20 protein-coding genes and 2 tRNA genes are annotated in these 22,362 nt (G+C 33.4%); 7 read left to right on the top strand and 15 right to left on the bottom strand.

Translation table 11 applies throughout. The features are described from left to right. Positions 1–130: 130 nt before the first annotated feature. Entirely contained in the window at positions 131–364 is a 234-nt protein-coding gene (locus tag B3C18_RS21095) for a hypothetical protein (protein WP_291151398.1), read from the bottom strand. Between the two features lie 135 nt (positions 365–499). On the opposite strand from B3C18_RS21095, the gene B3C18_RS21090 reads away from it, so the two are divergent. After that, positions 500–973, top strand: coding sequence for a YcxB family protein (locus tag B3C18_RS21090; protein ID WP_291151395.1), 474 nt, complete (start codon positions 500–502; stop codon positions 971–973). 111 nt (positions 974–1,084) lie between these two features. Then, on the top strand, positions 1,085–1,501 hold the full coding sequence (locus B3C18_RS21085) for a hypothetical protein (RefSeq protein ID WP_291151392.1): 417 nt from the start codon (positions 1,085–1,087) through the stop codon (positions 1,499–1,501). A 71-nt stretch (positions 1,502–1,572) separates the two neighbouring features. On the opposite strand, the gene B3C18_RS21080 is transcribed toward B3C18_RS21085, so the two are convergent. The 12 genes from B3C18_RS21080 to B3C18_RS21025 form a co-directional block, all read right to left on the bottom strand. After that, positions 1,573–2,238: an HAD family hydrolase gene (locus tag B3C18_RS21080; protein WP_291151389.1), complete on the bottom strand. Its 666-nt coding sequence runs from the start codon at positions 2,236–2,238 to the stop codon at positions 1,573–1,575. 330 nt (positions 2,239–2,568) lie between these two features. Further along, positions 2,569–4,152 (bottom strand): MFS transporter, encoded by a 1,584-nt coding sequence (locus tag B3C18_RS21075; protein WP_291151386.1) that lies wholly within the window; start codon positions 4,150–4,152, stop codon positions 2,569–2,571. 1 nt (position 4,153) lies between these two features. Beyond that, positions 4,154–5,203, bottom strand: coding sequence for an HlyD family secretion protein (locus B3C18_RS21070; protein ID WP_291151383.1), 1,050 nt, complete (start codon positions 5,201–5,203; stop codon positions 4,154–4,156). A gap of 133 nt (positions 5,204–5,336) precedes the next feature. After that, positions 5,337–6,692: a TolC family protein gene (locus tag B3C18_RS21065; RefSeq protein WP_291151380.1), complete on the bottom strand. Its 1,356-nt coding sequence runs from the start codon at positions 6,690–6,692 to the stop codon at positions 5,337–5,339. A gap of 264 nt (positions 6,693–6,956) precedes the next feature. After that, entirely contained in the window at positions 6,957–7,781 is an 825-nt protein-coding gene (locus B3C18_RS21060) for a helix-turn-helix transcriptional regulator (RefSeq protein ID WP_291151377.1), read from the bottom strand. A 256-nt stretch (positions 7,782–8,037) separates the two neighbouring features. Then, positions 8,038–8,283 (bottom strand): GIY-YIG nuclease family protein, encoded by a 246-nt coding sequence (locus tag B3C18_RS21055; RefSeq protein ID WP_291151375.1) that lies wholly within the window; start codon positions 8,281–8,283, stop codon positions 8,038–8,040. A gap of 62 nt (positions 8,284–8,345) precedes the next feature. Then, positions 8,346–8,419, bottom strand: a tRNA-Asp gene (locus B3C18_RS21050). 425 nt (positions 8,420–8,844) lie between these two features. Then, positions 8,845–8,918: transfer RNA gene (locus B3C18_RS21045), tRNA-Asp, on the bottom strand. Between the two features lie 86 nt (positions 8,919–9,004). Beyond that, complete coding sequence (locus B3C18_RS21040) at positions 9,005–9,931, bottom strand: DUF58 domain-containing protein (protein ID WP_053469940.1); 927 nt, start codon at positions 9,929–9,931, stop codon at positions 9,005–9,007. Beyond that, positions 9,928–12,501 (bottom strand): M1 family aminopeptidase, encoded by a 2,574-nt coding sequence (locus tag B3C18_RS21035; protein WP_291151372.1) that lies wholly within the window; start codon positions 12,499–12,501, stop codon positions 9,928–9,930. Before B3C18_RS21035 ends, B3C18_RS21040 begins: the two co-directional genes overlap by 4 nt. A 448-nt stretch (positions 12,502–12,949) precedes the next feature. Further along, on the bottom strand, positions 12,950–13,534 hold the full coding sequence (locus B3C18_RS21030) for a hypothetical protein (protein ID WP_291151369.1): 585 nt from the start codon (positions 13,532–13,534) through the stop codon (positions 12,950–12,952). A 52-nt stretch (positions 13,535–13,586) separates the two neighbouring features. Further along, complete coding sequence (locus B3C18_RS21025; protein ID WP_291151366.1) at positions 13,587–14,132, bottom strand: hypothetical protein; 546 nt, start codon at positions 14,130–14,132, stop codon at positions 13,587–13,589. A 202-nt stretch (positions 14,133–14,334) separates the two neighbouring features. Here B3C18_RS21025 and B3C18_RS21020 point away from each other — a divergent pair, with 202 nt between their 5' ends. After that, positions 14,335–15,039 (top strand): LytR/AlgR family response regulator transcription factor, encoded by a 705-nt coding sequence (locus B3C18_RS21020; protein WP_291151363.1) that lies wholly within the window; start codon positions 14,335–14,337, stop codon positions 15,037–15,039. Continuing rightward, on the top strand, positions 15,040–17,130 hold the full coding sequence (locus B3C18_RS21015; RefSeq protein WP_291151360.1) for an ATP-binding protein: 2,091 nt from the start codon (positions 15,040–15,042) through the stop codon (positions 17,128–17,130). A gap of 134 nt (positions 17,131–17,264) precedes the next feature. Here the strand turns inward: B3C18_RS21015 and trxA are convergent, their stop codons facing one another. Then, entirely contained in the window at positions 17,265–17,582 is a 318-nt protein-coding gene (gene trxA, locus B3C18_RS21010; protein ID WP_008466289.1) for a thioredoxin, read from the bottom strand. A 241-nt stretch (positions 17,583–17,823) separates the two neighbouring features. On the opposite strand from trxA, the gene B3C18_RS21005 reads away from it, so the two are divergent. Both B3C18_RS21005 and B3C18_RS21000 read left to right on the top strand, forming a co-directional pair. Then, complete coding sequence (locus B3C18_RS21005; RefSeq protein ID WP_291151356.1) at positions 17,824–20,286, top strand: AsmA family protein; 2,463 nt, start codon at positions 17,824–17,826, stop codon at positions 20,284–20,286. Positions 20,287–20,564: 278 nt separating this feature from the next. Then, on the top strand, positions 20,565–21,335 hold the full coding sequence (locus B3C18_RS21000) for an HNH endonuclease (protein WP_291151353.1): 771 nt from the start codon (positions 20,565–20,567) through the stop codon (positions 21,333–21,335). Positions 21,336–21,443: 108 nt separating this feature from the next. On the opposite strand, the gene B3C18_RS20995 is transcribed toward B3C18_RS21000, so the two are convergent. Further along, a complete protein-coding gene (locus B3C18_RS20995) occupies positions 21,444–21,680 on the bottom strand; it encodes a hypothetical protein (protein ID WP_291151350.1) in 237 nt (78 codons plus the stop codon). Between the two features lie 342 nt (positions 21,681–22,022). Between B3C18_RS20995 and B3C18_RS20990 the strand changes: the two genes are divergently transcribed. Continuing rightward, positions 22,023–22,337 carry an HPF/RaiA family ribosome-associated protein gene (locus B3C18_RS20990; RefSeq protein ID WP_053469929.1) on the top strand — a complete coding sequence of 105 codons (315 nt, stop codon included), beginning with the start codon at positions 22,023–22,025 and terminating at the stop codon, positions 22,335–22,337. Positions 22,338–22,362: the final 25 nt, after the last annotated feature.

The raw sequence follows: 22,362 nt of genomic DNA, 5'->3' as shown, positions 1-22,362 counted from the left end.
ATATAATTTGTTCCTACGGAACGCTATATAAAGTTCCGAAGGAATGATTTATTTTGTAGCAAGGGATTTCAATCCCTTGAAGACAAAGTAACCGCAAAGATTATCATTTAGAGAAACGACAACCCATTCTTCATTCAACATCCAAATAAGGATCAAGAACTTCTGCCAATTTATTCAGCCAATAAAAATTATCATCAATGTTGTTTAATGCAGATTCCAGAGTTTCGCAACCTCGCATTGAGCATAACGAAAGAGCATAATTTACTTGGCGTATTGTTTTTGCTAAATCTTTTGGGTCAATCGTATTAATAAAAAAATCTTTTAATCTGGTTTCGACTTCTTTCGAATGGTTATTTACACTCATAATTTTTGAATTTAAAATATCACAAAAATCATCCGAATTTTATCTCATTTGGACTCATATATGCGTCCAACTTTAATTATTTTTTTCATATACAAAATCTATTTTTACTTTTACAGCAAATCCAAAAAGCTACCAATGATCAAAACCAAAAAATTTCAACTTACTAAAAAAGAATACTTCTCGTTTATTATTAGGATTTTATTAAAAAAGCGATGGTGGCTATATTCTTTTATTTTGTTTCTTTCTATTTCAATTCTATTTAAGGATGACAAAAATTCCTCTGATATTTTTATGATTGTTTTTGGTTTTCTCTTTCCATCAATTACATTTCTTCAATATTGGCTATTTGCAAATTCAAAAGAAAACAAAATTATTTTTAAGGAAAGACAACACGAAGTTTTTTCGGATAAAATCGTTTCTCGCATGGGAGAAATCTCTGAAGGCACAATTGATATGCAGAATTTTATAAAAGTTTTTGAATTGAAAGATCTTTATCTTTTATATATTTCAAAAGGTCAATGTTTATACTTTCCAAAACGAATTTTTGAAACTCCGGAAGATGAAAATTGGTTTAGAAATGAAGTGTTTTTGAAGATTAAAAATAAATAGATTTCGGCTAAAGCCTTTCCCTTTCAAACATAAAAAAACCTCCAGCTAAAGCAGGAGGCAATTTATTTATTGTTAGATTTGTTAGTAAACCAAAAACCCTTCGTGTTGAAAATGCAAATACTAAATCAAAGAAAAACCAGGCTTTTTATTATAGCATTAGTGAGTATAATTACCTTAAGTAGCTTCATAAACTTTAGAAGCGTTCATGTAAAATTCTACAATAAAACCGGAGAAAATATTGATTCATTAGTAATCGCAGGATCTTTGATTGGTGATTTAAAAAATGACAATTCAACAGAACATATTGATTTCAAAACATTTCTTTTTGACGGAAATAATCCATACGAACAAATTAGCGGAATCATAAATAACAAAAAAGTAACCCAGTTTAATTACAGTTGGTGCGGTACCGAAAGAAACAGAAGATCAAAAGGTTCTTATGTTTTTGATTTAAAAAAACAAACCGATGAAAAAGGTAATATTTCTTTGTATCTAGTAGAACATAATAAAGAACTGTTTTTAAAATAAATTTGCCAAAAACCTTTGTCAAAGTTTAAAACTTTGACAAAGGTCTATCTTACAGTTTTGGAATTTGGAATTTATTTATTGGAATTTAATAATTCCAGAATCTTATCCACATTAATTTCGCTATAATCATTAATATAAAAATCACATACAGGAAGTTGTTCTTTTGTATGCGTACTCAAAACGCCCACGACTTTCATTCCAGCATTTAATCCCGCTGTAATCCCCGAAAAAGAATCTTCAAAGACCACACAATCAGACGGAGAAACACCAACACGCTCTGCCGATTTTAGATATACTTCGGGATTTGGTTTATGAAACGTAACGTCCTCGCTGGACATCATCGAATCCATTTTGTCGGTGATTCTTAAGGCGTTTGCAATCAAATCCAAATTCGCACGCGGCGCCGATGTTGCAACGGCTGTTTTAAATCCGCGGGATTTTAATTCGCTTAAAAAATCTAAATAATGCGGAATCGTATCGACTTTGTCTTTATAAATTTCACGGAACATTCCTTCTTTTTCGTCTTCGAGTTTTAAAAGTTCTTCTCCCGCAATTGGGCGTTTGAAGAAATGTGTCATGATATAACTATTATGTTTTCCGTACATATGTTCTTCAAATTCTTCATTGGTATAAGGAACATTATATTTATCGAAAAATGCCTCAAAAGCCTTCACATGATGCGGATTGGTGTGTGAAATAACACCATCCATATCAAAAATTACACATTGCTGTTTCATTTTATTTTTTTGTTTTTTAACGATTGCAAGATAGGGTAATATAGCGGTATTCCACAGAGATTCGCAGAGGTTTTTCGCGGAGATTCGCTAAGAGTTTTTTTTTGAATCTCGCAAAGTCGCAGAGTCGCAAAGTTTTTATTTTAAAGCCACAGATTAAGAGGATTTAAAAGGATTTTTTTTCACGCAGATTCTGCAGATTTTAGCAGATTTAATTTTAATTATATCTGCGTTTATTTGCTTAAATCTTTTTAAACTTTGCGACTCTGCGACTTTGCGAGATTAAATTCACTCCACTTTGGAATTTGGAATTTAAAAATTGGAATTTGCATTTTAGCCGATCCAAATTTTACTTTTAACCAAAGTCATCGTTTGTCTCAAATGCTGATTACACGCAATCAGAATAATCAAAACCATCAAACCATATCCTACAATTGTATAAATCTCCATATCGGCCAATAAAGTTGCTTGTTTCGCAACTGTTCCGAAGACTTTTTTTAAGGCTAAAGTATTCGCATTATCTGCAGAATATCCTTTTGCTATAAAACTTTGCGCTGTTGAAGCAATAGTTTGCTGCGCTTCGGGATTTTCGCCCGTTACGAATTGGTTTAGTTTTAAAAAGTGCTTTTTGTTTAAAAATACGGTCGCATTCTGCATGACGCAAAAACCAATTGTACTTCCCCAAAAACGACCAGAAACCCCCACAATTCCCGAAGAAACCGCCATATTTGCCGGAACCGAAGACGTGGTAAACAGAATTAACGGAACAAATAAAAACCCCACTCCGATTCCCTGCAAAACATATGGAATAATAATATCAGACAAAGCAACATCGGGCACGAAAAGAAACGTAAACCAAAAATGAAATAACGCAATCAGCGAAAAACCAATTATAAAAATGATTTTAGTAGAAACAGATTTCATCAGGAAAAAAGCGGCTAAAATCAACCCAATTACATTTCCTAGTCCGTTTATGTATTGTACGCCCGCAACACGCGATGGATCCCAATTCCAAATAGAAAACATCGCCGAATGACAAAGACTCAGCGTTGCTCTGCTGATGTAAAAAAGGAAAAACAATAAAAATCCGATTCGCAGATTAGCGTATTTAAAAACTTCAAAATCAAAAGTGGGTCTTTTTACCAAAAGTTCTTTAAAGATGAATAATCCGCCTGTAATCAAGGCGATCATTAACGTTAAAACCATTTGAGAAGAATCGAACCAATATTTTTTCTCGGCATAAACAAAAGAGTAAGCACCGCAAAGAATTGCAGTTAAAACCAAAAAATAACTCATCCAGTCGATTTGATACAACGGGATTTTCTTTGTGATTCGGTGCCCACGAAAAGTAACTAAGATTAAAAAGACATTCAAAACCTGCAAGCCGCCCGAAACATACAGCATGTATTTCCAATCGTAATGATCCAGAAACCAAACCGCAATATTCATAATAAAAGGCGTTGACAATAAAAGCGAACCGTAATAAAACGAGAAACCAATTATAATGGCATTTTTAGAATTAAACTGCTCGATCAATAACTGCCTGATTGTAATTACCGGAAGCGCCATCAGGATTCCCTCGGCAATTCGCAGCATTAAAAAAAGATAAAAATTGGTAATATACGCCGATGAAATGATCGTAATCCCAATTAAGGAATAAACAGCCATCAGGTAATTTTTTGCAGGGAAAAAACTCGAAAATCGGCTTTCTATCAAAATCGTTGCGAGCAAAGTTCCGTATGTAACACACATTGCAAACTGCAAATCTTCGGGCTCAATGTCCAGAAAACTTGCCGCATAGGTTACGTTTGAAGTATAAACTCCCAATAAAATCATGGAATGCAACAAACAGACAAACAAAATAATAATGATCGCCCATCTCGGAACCCAGGATTTAAAAATACTTTTATCTTCCATTTTAGTGCGCTGCGATCACAGTGATATTCATTCCCGCTCTTAAAAAATCGGTTTGTTTGTCGTTGTCTTTTAACTGAATTCGAACCGGAATTCTTTGTTCTATTTTCACGAAGTTTCCAGTTGCATTATCTGGAGGAAGCAGTGAAAATCTTGCACCACTCGCTGGAGATAAAGAAGCAATTGTACCAATAAACGTTTTGTCGCTTACAGCATCTGCTTTTATTTCAACATCTTGTCCAACGGTTAAATATTGCAATTGTGTTTCTTTAAAATTGGCTGTAATCCATTTTTCTTTACTTACAATCGAAAGCAGAGATTGCCCTTCTTTTACCAACTGTCCTGGCTGTAATGTTCGTTTTCCAACCCAGCCGTCGTAAGGCGCTGTAATGATCGTATACGAAAGAAATAATGCCGCATTATCTGCCACAGCTTGTTTTGATGCAATATTGGTTTGCGTTGTCGGCACATTTGCTTCGGCAACAGAAGTACTTAAAGTCGCGGAATGGATTCTATTTTTCATTTCCTGAAAATGCGCTTGTGCCGATTCGTAATCTGCCTTTACTTTTTCTAATTGCTGAGAAGTTGCCGCTTCATCTTTTACCAAAGCTTTATATCTTTCGTATTCTAGTTTTGTTTTCCAAAGATTCGATTTTGCACCATCTAACTGCGATTCGTTAATTGCCGTTGCACTTGCTGTTGTAACTGCATTTCTTTGCGCCACAACGCTATTTTGCTGCGCGTTTTGAACATCGGCAAGCGCGACATTCAATTTCGATTTATATTCACGATTGTCAATTACAACCAAAGTATCGCCTTTATGCACAAACTGATTTTCGTTAAAACGAACTTCCTGCACATAACCCGTAATTCTCGACATAATTGGCGTAACATATTGTTCCACCTGCGCATCATTGGTTTCTTCGTGGTTTCTGTTGAAAACATAAAACCAAATTCCTAAAATAACCCCGCTTACAACAAGCGCACACGCAATAACTGTTATTAGTATATGAAACGTTCTGTTTCGTCTAGTTTCATTTTTTATCTTAACCATAAAATCTATATCTTTAATTATTTTCCCCCGGATTAAAATCCGGCGCTACAATATGAATCGTTCCTTCGGAACTGAAAATCTATATTCTTTACTCTATTCTCTTGTCTCTTGCTTCTTTCTTCTAAATCAAAATCTAACTCTGAGGCATAATTCCCGCCGTATGAAGCAATTCATAATGTTTTAAAACTGCATCCAATCGTGTAGAAATTTTGTTATATTTCGCCTGAAGCAAAGCATTATCAGCATCAACCATTTCGGTAATTAAAACCAATTGATTTAAGTATTTCAGCTTTACGATTCGGTAATTTTCACTGGCCAAATCCAAAGCTTTATCAACAACTACAAACTTTTCAAGGATTTCCTGATATTGTGTATGTTCTTTGTACAGTTTGTCCTGAATATCCTCTTTTATGATTTCCAACTGCATTTTTTGCCATTCGATTTTAGTATTGGCCTGATCTACTTTGGTTTTGTTTTTATACAAAGCCGAAATATCAAAACTCGCCTCAATTCCCACTTGACCTAAAGTGTACAAATACGGATTTGGCGGAAAAAATTTGTAGTTTGGATAATAAAAACCATAATTCCCGAAGAAATTTACTGTTGGCAGATAATTTCCTTTTACCAATTGCAATTCTGTTTTTTTGATGTTTAATTCCTGACTTGCCATACGCATTTCTTCATTTTGCAAAGCCTTAGTCATATAAAAATCATACGGATCCAAGCCGTTCATTTCGTCTAAATTAGACGTTGTGTCGATTGCGATTTCTTCATTTTCTGGAATTTGAATTAAAGTTTTCAGATCGTGAAGCGCAATTTTTATGTTTTTGGAGTTTGTTAGCGCATTTAGTTCACGATCCGAAAGCTGTAATTCGGCACGAATAACCTCGTTTTTAGTAACTGTTCCGTGTTTTTGAAGCGACTGCACTTCTTTCAATCGGCTTTTTTCTTCTTTAATGTTTTCTTCAAAAATCTTCTGAAGTTCCATCATTTTATAAATAGACAGATAGTTTGCTACCACTTCGAGCTCGATATCATTTTCGGTCTTTTCGGTTTTTATTTTAGCAATTTCACTTTCCTGATTGGCAATTTTGATGGCATTATTAATCTTATTACCCGCATAAATTGGCATTTTAAAAGTCGAATTCACCTGATAAATTTCAGGAATTGCCTTTGTAACTTCTTTTCCATTTAAGAAACCGCTTCCTTTAAATTCCGTTATATTGGTAATTCTGGAATACTCGCCGTTTAATTCGATGTCTGGCAGGCGGAGTTCTTTACTTTCTTTGATGTTTTGCTCCGAGAGCGTGATCTCCAATTGAGATCTAAGGATTTTTTTGTTGTTTTCTTTTGCCAGTTTCAAAGCTTCTTTTAATGAAACCGAACGAGCTTCCTGCGCTTGTAAGCCATTGAATGTTAATACAATTAAGAATAACAGCAGGGTTCTGGAAAAACAATCGTCTGTAGAATTTGTTGTTTTAAGGAACATGATAATAATTTATACTGCAAAGTTCCTTCATTTTTCTGTTGACTGATAATTCTAAAAAGTCAATAACATATTCATTTCGGACAAATGTTAAAATTGCATTTTCGAAAACGTTATATTAAAGCACTGAAAAACAATTTATTACAAAATAAATTTGGTTTAAGATGTTTTTCATGCAGATTTAAAAGGATTTAAGAAAATGTGCGCAGATTTTATTCTTTTTTAGCTTGTCTCACTAATTATTCGCAAAATCTGCGTGAAATAAAACTATTTACTTCTTTCTAAAATCTCTTCACCATTTAAGTAATCGGAAGGTCTTTGTCCTAGAATTTTAAAGAATGTGTTACTGAAAGTAGGAACACTATTGTAACCAACTTCAAGAGCTACCTCTTTTACCGAAAGTTTTCTTTCTAATAAAAGTTCGATTGCTTTTAAGATTCTGCGAATGGTATAATATTGAATGAAAGACATTTTAAGATCTTTTTGAAACAAGCGATACAAAGAGCGTTCGCTGTAACCAAATTCATGCGCAACATCGGCAAACAAAATCGTTTCTCCGAGATTGTTTTCGATGTAACGCAGAATTTTTCCGAGTCGTTTGTCTTTTGGCTGTGGTAATTCTAAAGGTAAATTATTCGTGCAAATTTGAGGAAGAATTGCTTTTATCGCTTTGGCAATGGTAAAGTTTGGAGTTCCTTTTTTAAGATGTCCATTCCATCGATTGGTAAAAAGCATCATTTGCAACAGTAAATTATTGACTGGGTAAATTCCTTCTACTTTATAAAAGTCGTCTTCGTCTTTCTCAACCGGAAAATAGAGATTCCGCATCATCACATGTTCTGACTTTGGCTCGATACTGTGCTCTAATCCAGCCGGAATCCAAATAAAATGTCTTGCTGGCAGAAAGTAAGATTTCGTTTCGGTTGTCACAAAAACTACATCACCTTCTGCATATAGCATTTGCGCTTTTTCGTGTTTGTGTATCGGAACAAACAATTCTCCCATTATATCATGATGACAATAAATGCTTTTTTTATCGGCATCTACTTTCTTGATATAATATTTGTCTACTTTAAAAGTTGATTGTTCCATTATTGCGATTTCTTATTATAAAGATAAGAAAGAAATTTAACCGCAAAGACGCAAGGTAAAAGCACAAAGTTCGCAAAGCTAAAAAAGACCTTTGCGAACTTTGCGTAAATCTTAGCGCCTTTGCAGTTAAATACAAAAAACAAAAAAGCCTTTCCGTTAAGAAAGGCTTCTTTTTAAAAGCGGTCTGGACGGGACTCGAACCCGTCTCGTCCTTAGACGAGATGACAGGCATGTATTCTAACCAGCTCTACCTTTCTTATTTATGATCTTGAATTAAAGCTTCAAGTGATTTTCTATTTAATTTTTTCAATCTCAATTCTTCAATCAAAGCTTCTTTTTTAGTTTCAAATGACCTAGAATAAACTAAATCCCATGGTCCTTTATTAGAAGTATATTTACTTCTATTTTCATTATGATATAATAATCTTTGGGGAACATTTTCACTAAAACCTTTGTAATAAACATCAAAAGTTTTAGAGTAAATAATATAAACGTAGAACATAAAGAAACTTTAATTATAAAAAAAAATGCCTTTCCGTTAAGAAAGACATTTTTAAATTTAAGCGGTCTGGACGGGACTCGAACCCGCGACCCCATGCGTGACAGGCATGTATTCTAACCAACTGAACTACCAAACCCACTGCTTTATTGTGAGTGCAAAAATACAACAGAAGTTGGATTCTGCAAGGGTTTTTAGGAATAAAAATTGAAATATTTTTAATCCATTAAATTCCAATATCTTAAAATTCCAAATTCCAAGTCTGAAACTTAAAAAACGTGTCATTTAACCGCAAAGAGCACAAAGTTAAAAGCGCAAAGGTCGCAAAGCTTAATTAAACTTTGCGACCTTTGCGTAAATCTTAGCGTTCTTTGCGGTTAAAAAACAAAAAATCAAAAGTGTCTTAAATCAAAAAAGCCATCCACAAAAGTGGAAAGCTTTTCATTGGTCTAACTACTAAACCAGCTACGAGTTACAAAGTCGTAGCAAAACAACACAACTAATCTTAGATACCGTATTTGGGCAAAAAAGCCTTTCTGTTAAGAAAGGCTTCTCCCAATATTGCGGTCTGGACGGGACTCGAACCCGCGACCCCATGCGTGACAGGCATGTATTCTAACCAACTGAACTACCAAACCTCTGCGTTATTGCGGTTGCAAAGATAGTACAGAATTTCATTTCTGCAAGTGTTTTGATAAAAAAAATGAAATAAATTTTCAAATTCTTAGCCAAAGTTTTGTTTTTCAACTAAATATGTAGTCAATATTTTTTCAAAATTGTCACCCACATTTACCGGAACGTACTTAATTTGGTTCTTCGCACAGGTTAAAGCCAGATTTTTAAAGTAGGCTTCTACCCTTTTTTCATATTCAACTTTAACATTATCCGCAAAAATCGAAACTTCTTCTCCTGATTCTAAGTCAATAAACTTTCTTGGTGCGTTATCAAAATCAAATTTCAATTCGGTTTCATTATCAACTACATGAAACAAAACTACTTTATGTTTGTTGTGTTTTAAATGCTGTAAAGCGTTAAAAAGCTTTTCGTCATCTTCGGCCTGAAACATATCTGTAAACAAAATAATCATCGAGCGACGGTGCATTTTCTCTGCAATTTGATGCAGATATGTAATGGTATCGGTCGTTTTTTTGACTTTTGGCTGTACTAATAAATCTTCCAGTTTGTTCAAAAGCATTCTGTGGTGACGATCGCTTCCTTTTTCGGGAGCGTAATATTCGTATTTATCGGAGAAAACGCTTAAACCAACGGCATCACGCTGTTTCTTTAAAATATTCATTAAAACTGCCGAAGCCAAAACTGCAAAACCAATCTTCTTTTCATAAAAAGGCTGATTCGATTTTAGTTCGGGATAATGCATTGACGACGAATTATCGACAATAAGATGGCAGCGTAAATTAGTTTCTTCCTCAAATCGTTTCGTATACAAACGATCTGTTTTAGCAAATAATTTCCAATCGATATGTTTGGTGCTTTCGCCTGCGTTATAAACTTTATGTTCGGCAAATTCTGCTGAAAATCCATGAAACGGACTTTTATGCATTCCTGATATAAAACCTTCAACAACCTGATTTGCCAGCATTTCGAGATGCTGAAAACTTGAAACTTTCTCTATTTCCGATTCGATTTTCATTCGGTTTCTTTTTTAATATTTTGTGCTTTGTAAAGCAAATCTGTCGCCTGAAATAATTTCCTTTTTAAAATAGGACTAAAATTAGGGTTTTCTTTTAAGAATCGCTGTACTTCATCAAAAGCAAATTTAGACGAATATTTTCCAACTGTATCTTCAAGCCAGTCTTTCGGAAAGAAAATATCTCCGGTACGCTGGATTTCATCGACCAAATCTAATGAAAATCTGATATACTTTTTAGCACTTTCCTGACGAAGCGGATGATGAATGTTACTCAAACCAATCTCAACCCATGCTTCTTTTTCACGGTTTTTTTCGTCTTTTAAAGATTCCATAAAAGCATTTCGAACCGATTCGTCTTTTGATAATGACGGAAGCAGGAATTCAAAACGTTTTTGTTTATCAGGATTTGTAATCGTTGTTCTGGTTTTTTCTAAAATTTCATCTGCTTTTTCATGTTTAAATATTGCCAGGTTCATCGCCATATTGGTAAAATCGTCTTCGTTTAATTTTAAACCCGGAATTACGATTTCTTTATTCCATATCTGGTACAATTTGGCTTTCGCCGAAGAGGAATAACCGGTTGAACTAAACAAACTAAATAAAGTCTTTTTTACATTGGCAGATGAATTGGTCTTCAAACGTGAGTATAATGTATAACTCAATAAAGTCTGAACTCTTTCTTGTTCTTTTTGGGTTAAAAATCTCCAGTAAATCGTATTCAGATTATTTGATAGAATTCGCAAAACCAATTCATTTTCTTCAAATTGAATTCCTTTAAAAAAACAATTAAAAGCTTCATCTGGAGAAATATTCCCAATCAGCATATTTTCATACAAATTACTGTAGGCAGAAGCTCTTGCAACCTCATCCTTCAACATTGCAATATAATCTAAATTATTACCGTCAAGCGGAAAAACGCCGTATCCAAAACCATTATAATTGTATATAATCGTGTTTGGTTTTTCAAGTCCTGCTGCTTCTTTTAGAACAATGTTTTTGTCTTTAATGTTTACGTTTAAAACTTTCACATTATCATCATAACCTAAACCAATTTGAAAAACCTGAGGCCAGATATTATTAGATTTATCTTCGGCGTTTTGCTGAATTTCGAATTTTTTAATTTGGTTTTTAGAGTCGTATTCTATTTTATCCGTAAAAATGGCCCTGCCTGATTTATTAACCCAAACTTCGCTCCATTTTTTCATGTCAAGCGGTGTTTCAGCATCAAGGATTTCTACGAGATTATTCCAGTCGGCGTTATCGTTGGCATATTTTTTAATGTATTTCTCGATTCCTTTTTGAAAAGCTGCTGCTCCCATTGAAGCTTCTAACTGACGCATCATAATTGGCGCTTTATTGTAAATAATAGCTCCGTAAAGCGAACCTGCATCTTTTAAATTTTCCAAATGCTGTTTTATCGGATGTGTCCCCAAAGATCGGTCTTCCGCGAAAGCGTTACCATAATGTGCTGTAAAAAACTGCAGATTATGATTGACTTTTGGAAAAATTGGATTCATGATTTTATCGGCCATAAAATTGGCAAAAACTTCTTTCATCCAAACATCGTCGAACCATTTCATGGTTACTAAATCTCCAAACCACATATGCGAAGTTTCGTGCGCGATAAGTTTTGCACGGTTTAATTTCTCGCTGTCCGTTGCGCTGTTGTCCAGAAATAAAGTCGATTCCCGGTATTGAATCGCGCCAACATGTTCCATTCCGCCGTATTGAAAAACGGGAATTGCAGCAAAATCTAACTTTTGAAACGGGAATTTATAATTGGTATATTTTTCTAAAAAGTCCAAAGATTGTTGATGAAGCTCAAAAATAGTATCGGTACTGTTTTTTATCTTTTCAGGGTTATTTTCACGATACAACATCGTCATTTCTAAACCTGGTTTTTGTGTAACGCTTTTGAATTTTCCGGCAACGAAAGAAAACAAATAAGTACTCATTTTATCTGATTCTCCAAAATTGTAGGTGATGAAATCGCCTTTTTCGATTTTCTCTTTTACATCGGCTCCAGCCAAAACCAACCAATCTTTTGGAACAGAAACACTCAGTTTATAAGTCGCTTTTATATCCGGCTGATCAAAACACGGGAATAATGTACTTGCACGATCGGGAACTAAAAGTGTATAAAGAAATTCGTCGTTTCGGTTTAAAGATAAATTGCCTGCGATGAAGGAAATTGAAATGGTGTTTTTCCCTAAAATTAAGTCCTTGGATGAAATTACAATATGTCCGTTTTCATAAACAATTGCAGTGCTTTTTCCGTTTACGGCAACTGTTTTTATGTTTGAAGTTTTCTCTTTAAAATCTAAAAGTAAAGGCTGGCTTAAATCAGATAAATTCAAATTTATATTTAAATGAGAATTAATATTGTCCTCTTTCTGATTCGGAATTTCAAAAGACAATTCGTATTGAATAGCTGAAATCTGTTTTTTACGAAATTGAGCCAATTGTTCTGAAACTCCATTTTCTAAAAATGTACTTTCTTTTTCTTTTAATTGAGCAAAACCAATTTGAATCAACATAACAAAACAAAGAAAGCTGTACAGATTTTTCATTTTTTAGAGATATAAGATTCGTTAAAAATAAAAAAAGTTTGCCACGAATTGCACGAATTTTCACAAATTATAGCATTTGACTGAAATGGTTAGAGTCAATTGTATAACGTTAGACCCGACAGGTTTTAAAAACCTGTCGGGTCTAAAATCGAATCGTGTCAAACTTTTTCTTCAACCTTAATCTCTATTTTTAGTTGAAACAAATAAGAAGCTGCAGCATAACACCAAAAAAAAGAATGTGTCCATTTTTATTCGTTTAAATTTATTGTTTAGTACCAAATGGGAAATGAAATACGTAAATCTTTTATATTGCTATTCCATTTTATTTTCTCTCTACAATATCAAAATATTATAGTGTGTTTTCTAACTTCAGTTTAATGGAAAAAAAGGTTTGACAAGTGCCAAACCTTTTTCCAAACTTACTAATTCTAACTATCCAAAAATAAAACTATTCAGTTTGTTGAAATTCAAAACTTAAATCTCCTGCATTGTAATCTGCAGAAACAGTGGTTGGGAAAGTTTGTGCTTTTCCACCTATCCATCTGTATTCGTTAAATGTGATATTTCCGGCAACAATTGGATAAGTAACATTGCTTAAGTCTTCTTTAGTCTTTTTGTACCAGTCGTTTGAATTCATGGTTATCATATATTTTTTGTCTTTTTCAAGACCTAAAACACTGATTTCTTTTGTAACCTTAAGATCTGCTGTTTCAACATTTATAGTTTCAGAACGTAAAACAGCTTTTGATGCATAGTCCCAAATTGTTACACGTAATGTTGGGTTTGCTTCCGGCAATTTTAAGGTAATTGCTTTAAGGTTTCCTTTTACAGTTGGTGTAAAAACCAATCCAAATTCATAATCTCCAGCGTTTATAAAATTGGTTACTTTAGAAAATCCTGTTTTAGTATAATAAACCGCTAATGGGTTTTCTGTTTCAAATGCTGGCGTGTTATCTTTATCGTCGTCACTGCTGCACGAAGTAATAGAAATTGTAACTAATAAAAGGGTAAAAATGGTTGTTAAAGTTTTCATATATCTTTATTGATTGGTTCTTATTTGGTTTATTAAATTAATTTTTGAGCGCTTACGGCTGAATGTTGAAACGTGCACAAACTTCTTCGTAGCTCATTTTCGAATAATCTTCTTTTGCAGCTTTACTTGTTGCAGCGGCAGCACCTCCGGGAATTAAAATATATCTCCAGTTAAGACTTGTTGGCAAACCTACCGTTCCTCCTTGATCATGTCTAAATCTGAATAATTTGATTTTTTGCACAGTAGAAATAGCCGTAATTGTATTAACAAATCCGCCTGCTGTAGATGTATATGGCACTGTGTAAGTACCCGTTCCAAAAGACACATAAACCAATATGGTTCCTTTTGAAAGAATATCTGATGATAATTGTGGTGCAGCAATACTAGTTGACAATCCAGAGGTTCCATCTATTGTTTCTGCTACCGCTGTAGGTGCCGTTAACCATGCGCTGTAAATAACATTTGCTGATCCGGCTGGTCCTGTTGCTCCAACAGCACCATCAACTCCGTTAACTCCATCTGTTCCGTCATCGCTGCTGCATGAAATTGTAAAAATTGCTAATAAAAAAATTGAAAAAAGGGTTTTAGAAAATTTCATAATAATTTTAGTTTTAAATTGGTCAAATCGTTCTTATTTAATTCAATAACATTATTTTTGTAAAACTCAGAGGGCTGTCAGGGATAGTTATTTTCAGCTTTCGAATGAATTACAAGGCAAATTTGCACGATTAAAACCGCGGTAAAAACAGTCAATAGACAAACAACATTTTAAATAGACAGACGACATAAAATAGGTTTGAATGATGAAAAAATACTCTTGTATTATTGTTGATGACGACGAAATTGACAGGCTGACGGTGTTGTCTTTTGCTAAAAAATTCCCGATTCTGGATATTTTAGGTGTTTTTGATTCTGCCGAAGATGCGCTTCCGTTTATTGAAGAAAAAAAAGTTGATATCTTATTTCTGGATATTGATATGCCCGATTTAAACGGTATTGAATTCCGGAAACAAGCTTTAGAGATTCCGGTTTGTGTTTTTATTACCGCGCATCCTGAACATGCTGTCGAAAGTTTTCAAATCGAAACTCTGGATTTTATTGTAAAGCCTTTAAAACTGGATCGCTTTACGCAAACTGTAAGCCGAATTGAAGAGTTTATGGAAATTAAACTAAAAGCTTCTCTTTTTGAAGCCAGCATTGGCGGCGATACCATTTATATAAAAGAAGGTCACGATCAGACTAAAGTTAAGCTTCATGAAATTTTGTATCTTGAAGCCTTGAAAGATTATACTTTAATTATTACCGATAAAAAAAGGCATTGTGTTTTATCGAGTATTGGAAATTTATTGAAAGAAGATCATTTTCAATCTTTTATTAGAATTCATAGAAGTTATGCCGTTCAGAAACAGTTTATTCAAAAGATGAATTCGACGGAAATCATTTTAAACAATAATGTTGTAATTCCGGTTGGGAGAAGTTACAAAGAAAACTTAAACCTGATTTAGATGAAAAAAGTCGGATTTTTGTTTTTGTTCTTTATCAGTATTTCTGTTTTGGCACAACAAGAGCCGAATTTGTCCCGATATAAAACTACAGACGAAAAACTAAAAATCTGGCTGAAATATTCTACAGAACTTTTAGATAAAGAAGATTATTCGAAAGTAATAATTGCTGCCCAAAAAGGAATTGAGCTTTCTAAAAACAATCCTGCCTACATAAGCCGGTTTTATCTCTATATTGGAACTGCTTATGAATTCAGCAATAACCAATATCAAAAGGCTTTGGTTAATTATGAGCAATCTTTGAAATATGCCCAAATAGGAAATCATCTAAAAAATAAAACTTCGGCTTTAATGCGGCTCAATTATATTTATTATTCGCTGAATGATACTTTAAAAAGAAAAGACTTAATTGTTTATATCAAACAAGTTCTCGACACTACAAAAAACACTTATACGCAGGCTGTTCTTAACGGAAGTTTAGGCGAATATTATCTCGATTATGCTCAATATGAAAACTTTATTAAATATCAGCTAAAAGCGATAACCTATAAAAAACTGCTTAAAAAGAGCGTTCCAAATATTGAAAATATTGGCGTTTCGTACAGTCAGATTGCAAGCGCATACATCAAAATGAAACAATTTGATAAAGCAATTGAATATTTAAACGAAGCAAAACCTTATATAAAAACTTCTCCGTATGTAAGCGCGTTTTCATGCAATTATTATATGCAGTGTTTTGCTGCGCAGAAAAAACCTGACAGCGTTTTGAAGTATTACAAGTTAATTTATACGTATCCAACTGTAAAGGATTCTTTGTTTCTTAATTTGAGTTTTGCAAACCAAAGTATGTCTAAATTTTATGCTGATAAAGGCCAAATAAATACAGCTTACAATTATGCAAAAAAAGCCGTTATGTTTGGACAAAAATCTACAGATGAAGAAATTCTAATGGAAGCCAACACCATTATGGGAAGGGTTTTATATGATAAGAAAGACTATAAAAGTGCGATTGAAACATTGAAAAAAGCATCGGTAAATGCCTTAATTTATGACAAAGAATTCTTTGTTACTATAAATAAAAAACTCTCTCAAAGTTATGCTGCGCTGGGGCTTTGGGAAGAAGCGTTTCATTATAACGAAATCTACAGCAAGTACAATGACGAAATGATGCACGAATCGGCGAAACAAAGTATTGCAAATGCCGAAGCCCGCTATCAAAATAAAACCAAACAGCAGAAAATCAACAATCTTTCGACTGAAAACACGATTAAAAACATCCAGATTGATGAAGCTAAAAAGCAGCGTATTTATTTAATTTCAGGATTAGCATTGGTTGCAATTATCGGGTTATTATTATTCAACCAAAATCAAAATAGAAAAAAGACCAATCAGAAATTACAGGTTTTAAATCAGGAATTGGATGAAGCCAATAAAATAAAAGCGAGATTTTTTAGTATTTTAAATCATGATTTAAGAAGTCCTGTTTCTAATTTGATTCATTTTTTACATCTTCAAAAAGAAAATCCTGAATTGATTGATGAAGAAACGGCTGCGAGAATGCAGACTAAAGTAATTTCGGGAGCCGAAAATTTATTAATCTCAATGGAAGATATTTTGCTTTGGAGTAAAGGCCAGATGGAAAACTTCAAACCTCATTTTAAAGAAACTTCTGTTGCAATTATTTTTAAAGAAATACAGCAGCATTTTTCGAGCAATGAGAACATTTCAATTTTATTTGAAAATCCAGAAAATGTTATTCTTACTACAGACGAAAATTACCTGAAAACCATTATCAGAAACTTAACCGGAAACGCCATAAAAGCGCTTGACAAAAGAGAAAATCAAAAAATAATTTGGAAAGCGTGGCAGGAAAACAATCAAATTTTTCTTTCTATAACCGATAACGGCGCGGGCGGAAATCAGGAAAAATTTAAAGCTCTTTATGATGATTCAGAAGTTATCGGAATCAAATCTGGATTAGGATTGCATTTAATTCGGGATCTCGCAACGGCAATTAATTGCAAAATCGAAGTCTCTTCAAAACCAGATTTCGGAACAACTTTTACTATTGCTTTTAAACACATAGAAACATAGTTTAAGTTTTGCCACAGATTAAAAGGATTAAAATGATTTTTAAATCTGTGGAAATCTTTTAATCTGTGGCAAAAAATAAAATAAAAAAGGCCTGAAAAAATCAGGCCTTTTTTATATAAATCATAATCTTACGATTACAACAAAGCGTCTAAGCTGTCAGCGTAGGCTTGTTTCGGAGCAACTCCTACTTGTTTTCCTACTACTTCACCATTTTGAAACACCAAAACGGTTGGTATGTTACGCACACCATATTTAGCAGCAAATTCCTGGTTAGCATCTACATCTACTTTACCAACCACAACTTTACCTGCATATTCTTCGCTTAATTGGTCAATGATTGGACCAACCATTCTACAAGGACCGCACCATGCTGCCCAAAAATCTACCATTACTGGTTTATCTGATTTTAAAACTACTTCGTCAAAAGTAGCATCTGTTATTGCTAATGCCATAATTATTTTTCTTTAAAGTTATTCTCAGCTTTGGTCTCGGGAGACTTTTTAAATACTTTCAAAACTGAGGTACAAAGTTAAAAATTAAAAACAAATCATACACCATTCCCAAATTAGTTTTGATTATAAATGTATCGGCAATTATTATAACATTCACATGTGCTTTATTTACAAGCTATAACTATCCTAAACAAAGTCATTTTTTATACTTATCTTTATTTGTCCGTAAAATCCACACAAAATGAAGGAAACTTTACACAAAATAAAAACATTTTTCCAGTCGGTTCATTTTAAAAAATATGCCAAACGCTTTGGTATTTTTATTCTGATACTAATTGGATTGCTTTTATTGGCCTGTGGAGGATTATCTGTTTATTTCAATCAGAACAAAACCGAAATTATTGCTAAAATCAATACCAAAATTAATGAAAACATAAACGGAAAGTTTCATATTGGCGATTTTCAGTATAAGTTTCTAACCGGTTTCCCAAATTTTACGCTGGCCCTAAAAGATGTCGAACTCAAAGACAATAAATGGAATACGCACCATCATACTTTACTGAAAGCACAGGAAATTGAAGCACGTTTAAACGTTTGGAGTTTATTGCGAAAAGAAGTCAATATTCATAAAATCCTAATTAACGACGCCGATATTTATATTTATAAAACCAAAGACGGCTATACAAATTCCAATATTTTTAAAGCGAAAAAGAAGAAATCTGCGGAAAATAAATCAAAACCCGAAACTACAATTGACGAAATCGACTTAAGCGATGTTCATGTTATTATCGATAATCAGCTTGGAAATAAATTGTTTGATTTTGATGTTCACAGCTTAAAATCAAAAGTTGATTATGACGGAGACGACTGGAACACCGATTTATTTTTAGATACTCAAATAAACAGTTTAGCTTTTAATACGGTTCACGGAAGTTTTGCCAAACAAAAAGAACTTAAAGGAACTTTGTCTGTTACGTATCAAGCCAACAAACAAAAAATCGATGTTTCGACTAAAAACTTAAAAATTGGTTCTGATTCATTTGATATTGTGGCTTATTTCAACGTTGGTAAAAGCAACTCCCTTTTCGGAATCAACATTAATACGCGTATTTTATGGAGTAATGCTTCTCATTTATTATCCGGAAATATTAGTTCGAAACTGAATCGGTTTGATTTGAAAAAACCAATTGATGTAAACTGTGACTTAAAAGGCGACTTAAATGTTCACGACGATCCTAAAATTGTGGTTCAGGCTGTAGCCAAAAACAACGAACTCACTATTCCTGACGGACGAATTGACAAATGTAATTTCAGAGGAATTTTTACCAATAATTTCAAACCAAAAGATGGATTTAACGATCCAAATTCGGCTGTAATTTTAACCCGATTTTCGGGAGAATATGAAAATATTCCGCTTTCAATTCCGCAAGTTGTAATTAGCAATCTCGAAAAACCCATCGCAACCGGAATCGTAAGTTCTGATTTTGATATCGAAAGACTCAACGAAGTAAGCAACGAAAAATGGATTCATTTTGAAGAAGGTCACGCCAAAGCCAATTTGAAATTTCAGTTTGATATTGTCGACTTGTATATCAATAAACCAAGATTTATAGGGAATGTCGATGTCGATAACGCTTCGTTTCATTATATCCCGAAAAATGTACATGCGGTAAAAACCAACATTCATCTAGATTTTACCGAGAAAGCTTTACTCATCAAACAAATTGCTTACAAACACAAAAAGAATACGATTTTTGTAGAAGGAAAAATCGATAATTTCCTGAACCTATATTACGATGCACCCGAAAAAATGATCGTAAACTGGAAAATTTATTGCCCAAATATTGATCTTAAACAATTTCTTGGTGTTTTGGCTTCTTCTCAAAAAAAGAAAACCGCACTTAAAAACAATAAAAGAACCACGATTTCAAATCATCTGCGAACTGTAATCGAAAAATGTGTTGTAGTTATTGATATTAAAGCAGATAAAATCAATTACAATAAACTAACCGCAACAAATACAACAGCAACAATCTCAATGCTGGATTCTAAATTGGTTATAAAAAATGGTTCACTTCAAACTTCTGGCGGAAGCATTACTTTTAACAGCGAACTTTTACCAAACGGAAAAAATTATGCTTTCAATTCAAACGCACAGGTAAACCGGGTTGATATTGCCAATTTTTTGAGATCGTTTAACAACTTCGGAATCAAATCTTTTAATCCAAATAACATTAAAGGAAGATTGACAAGCACCGCAAACGTAAGCGGGTTTATTAATAGCCGCGGCGAATTAATTACCAACTCCATGCACGGAAAACTGAATTTCACCGTCAATCAAGGCGCATTGCTCAACTTTGAACCGATTGTAAAAGTGGGCAAGTTTGCTTTTCCGTTTCGTGATGTCAAGAATATAACTTTCAGCGATTTATCCGGAAACCTCAACATGCGTGGGGAACAAATCGACGTAAATAATTTAACCATAAGTTCAAGCGTCCTAAACATCGATGTTGACGGAATTTATTCTTTCGGCCGAGGAACCAATCTCGCCCTGACAATCCCACTAAGAAATTCTAAAAACGACGCCAAACTCGCCAGCAAAGCCGAACGCGACGCGGTTCGTGAACGTGGTATTGTGCTTCATTTGCTTGCTGTTGATGATGGCGGGAAAATGAAGATTAAGTGGGGGAAGAAGGAGAAGTAAGCAAAAATTATCTCCACAGTTTTGTCATTCCGAGGAACGAAGGAATCGCACTAGAAATTCTACAAGATTTCTACATTTTTTAAAATTTATAAGGAGCTATTTCCTGCTGTCTACTATATCTTTTATGGCGAACCCCGCCACAAAAGGATGCCGTTCCCATCAGGGCTAATACAGTCTTTTTTATAAGAAAAATTTATTCAAATTATTTAAACTTGGAAAGTTAATAATCAAGTTGAAAACTATTTAAGAATGAGGTCAATTGTACGCAGGTCAATTGTATGCACGAACCTACTTTTATAGACTATGAATATCAAGGAAAAATTCGGATTCAAAGTCAAAGAACTTCGAGAACAAAAAGGATACTCAATCGAGTATTTAGCAAATATTATATCGAACAAAATATACCGATATATAAAATTGACATATTTAGAGAAGAAGATGAATATTATGAAGACTTAAATCAATTGATTAATTCTTCATCTATACCCGGAAATCATGCTATGTATGATGGCACATTAGGTTTTATTAAAACCCAAATGATTAATTTAGAGAATTTAGAAACAATTATTCCTGAAGAAACTAAAGAAGTTATAAAAAAAGAGCAGGATAGATACAATTATTCTGAAATAGAAGAAACTAAAGGATCAAATTTATTTAACTCTGTTAGTTTTAGAGATTTTGTTTTATTAAGTTATCAAAATAAATGTGCAATAACTAATGTAGCTATTTTTCATGACAAATTAATAAATCTTGAGGCAGCTCACATAATGCCAAAATCTCATTCAGGATCATTTCTTCCTTGTAATGGGATCGCTCTATCAAGAGATATGCATTGGGCATTTGATAAAGGAATGTTTGCTATAAGTGAAAAATATGAAATTATTGTACACGATGATGTTAAAAATACAATATTAAATAATTATCACGGCCAAAAAATTAATTTACCTGTGGAAGATTTTTTTAAACCAGAAAAGGCTTTCTTACATTATCATAGAGAAAAAATATTTGGTCTATTTAAGTATTCAGGCGTTATTCGCTCATCACAATAATCAGTTAACAATTATATCATCAATTCATTAAAAATATCTCTTAATCTAATTACAAAAAAACGTTATAAAAATAAAAAAGCCACTTCATCAGTGGCTTTTTATGTTTTCTTAATTTTCAACCTCAAAATAAGGATTCAAAATCTCGGCTAATTCATTCAGCCAATAATAACCTTTTTCGAGATTTGTTTTCTCTGTTTGAAAGGTTTCGCAATCCCGAATTATACTTAAAGCAATTAAATAATTAATTTGACGAATCGCTTTTGCCAGACTTTCTGGATCAACAGTTTTGTTCAAGAAATCTGCTAAACGAATTTCGGTTTCTTTGGAAAGGGTGTTTGTACTCATAGTCTGAAAATTTAAGGAATATAAACCCGTCTGGGTTAGCTGTCCTACGCCTTTCAGAGCGTTGCAGTTGTTTCCAATACCGCCAGCGTACCACACGGGCAAGAAGTTTTTTCATGTTCATAGTCTGAAAGTTTTAGGACTGCAAAGATATTAAAAAACCCGAGCGAATTATGTGGTTTTCTTACAATTTAGTTTACTTGTTGTTGTGGCATTTCTAGTGCGATTCTTCTTTCTTCAGAATAAAAAATTAACACTAAAAATATCATAATGTTTTATTAACTCTCTTGGCTTTTCGGTCTAAAAAAAATAGCTTTGAGAAACAAACATTAAATATAAACCGTTATGAAGATTCAAATCAATACCGACAAAAACATCGAAGGACACCAAAGATTAGAAAAATATTTCTCTGAGGAATTAGAAAAAGGTTTAGCGCGTTTTGAAGATAAAATCACACGCATTGAAGTGCATTTTGGAGATGAAAATGGAGAGAAATTCAGCTTAAATGATAAAAAATGTGTTCTTGAAGTTCGTACAGCAAAACTACAGCCAATCACTGTAACCGAACATGCCGAAACTCTTGAAAAAGCTTTTAACGGTGCTTTGAGCAAAGCAAAAAAAACACTTACTACAACTTTCGAAAAACTGAAAGCGCACTAAATTTCAAAATACATAAAAAAAAGAC

The sequence above is a fragment of the Flavobacterium sp. UBA7680 genome (assembly GCF_002482975.1).
In the GTDB taxonomy this organism is placed as follows: domain Bacteria; phylum Bacteroidota; class Bacteroidia; order Flavobacteriales; family Flavobacteriaceae; genus Flavobacterium.
This window is presented reverse-complemented; position numbering and strand designations above follow the sequence as displayed.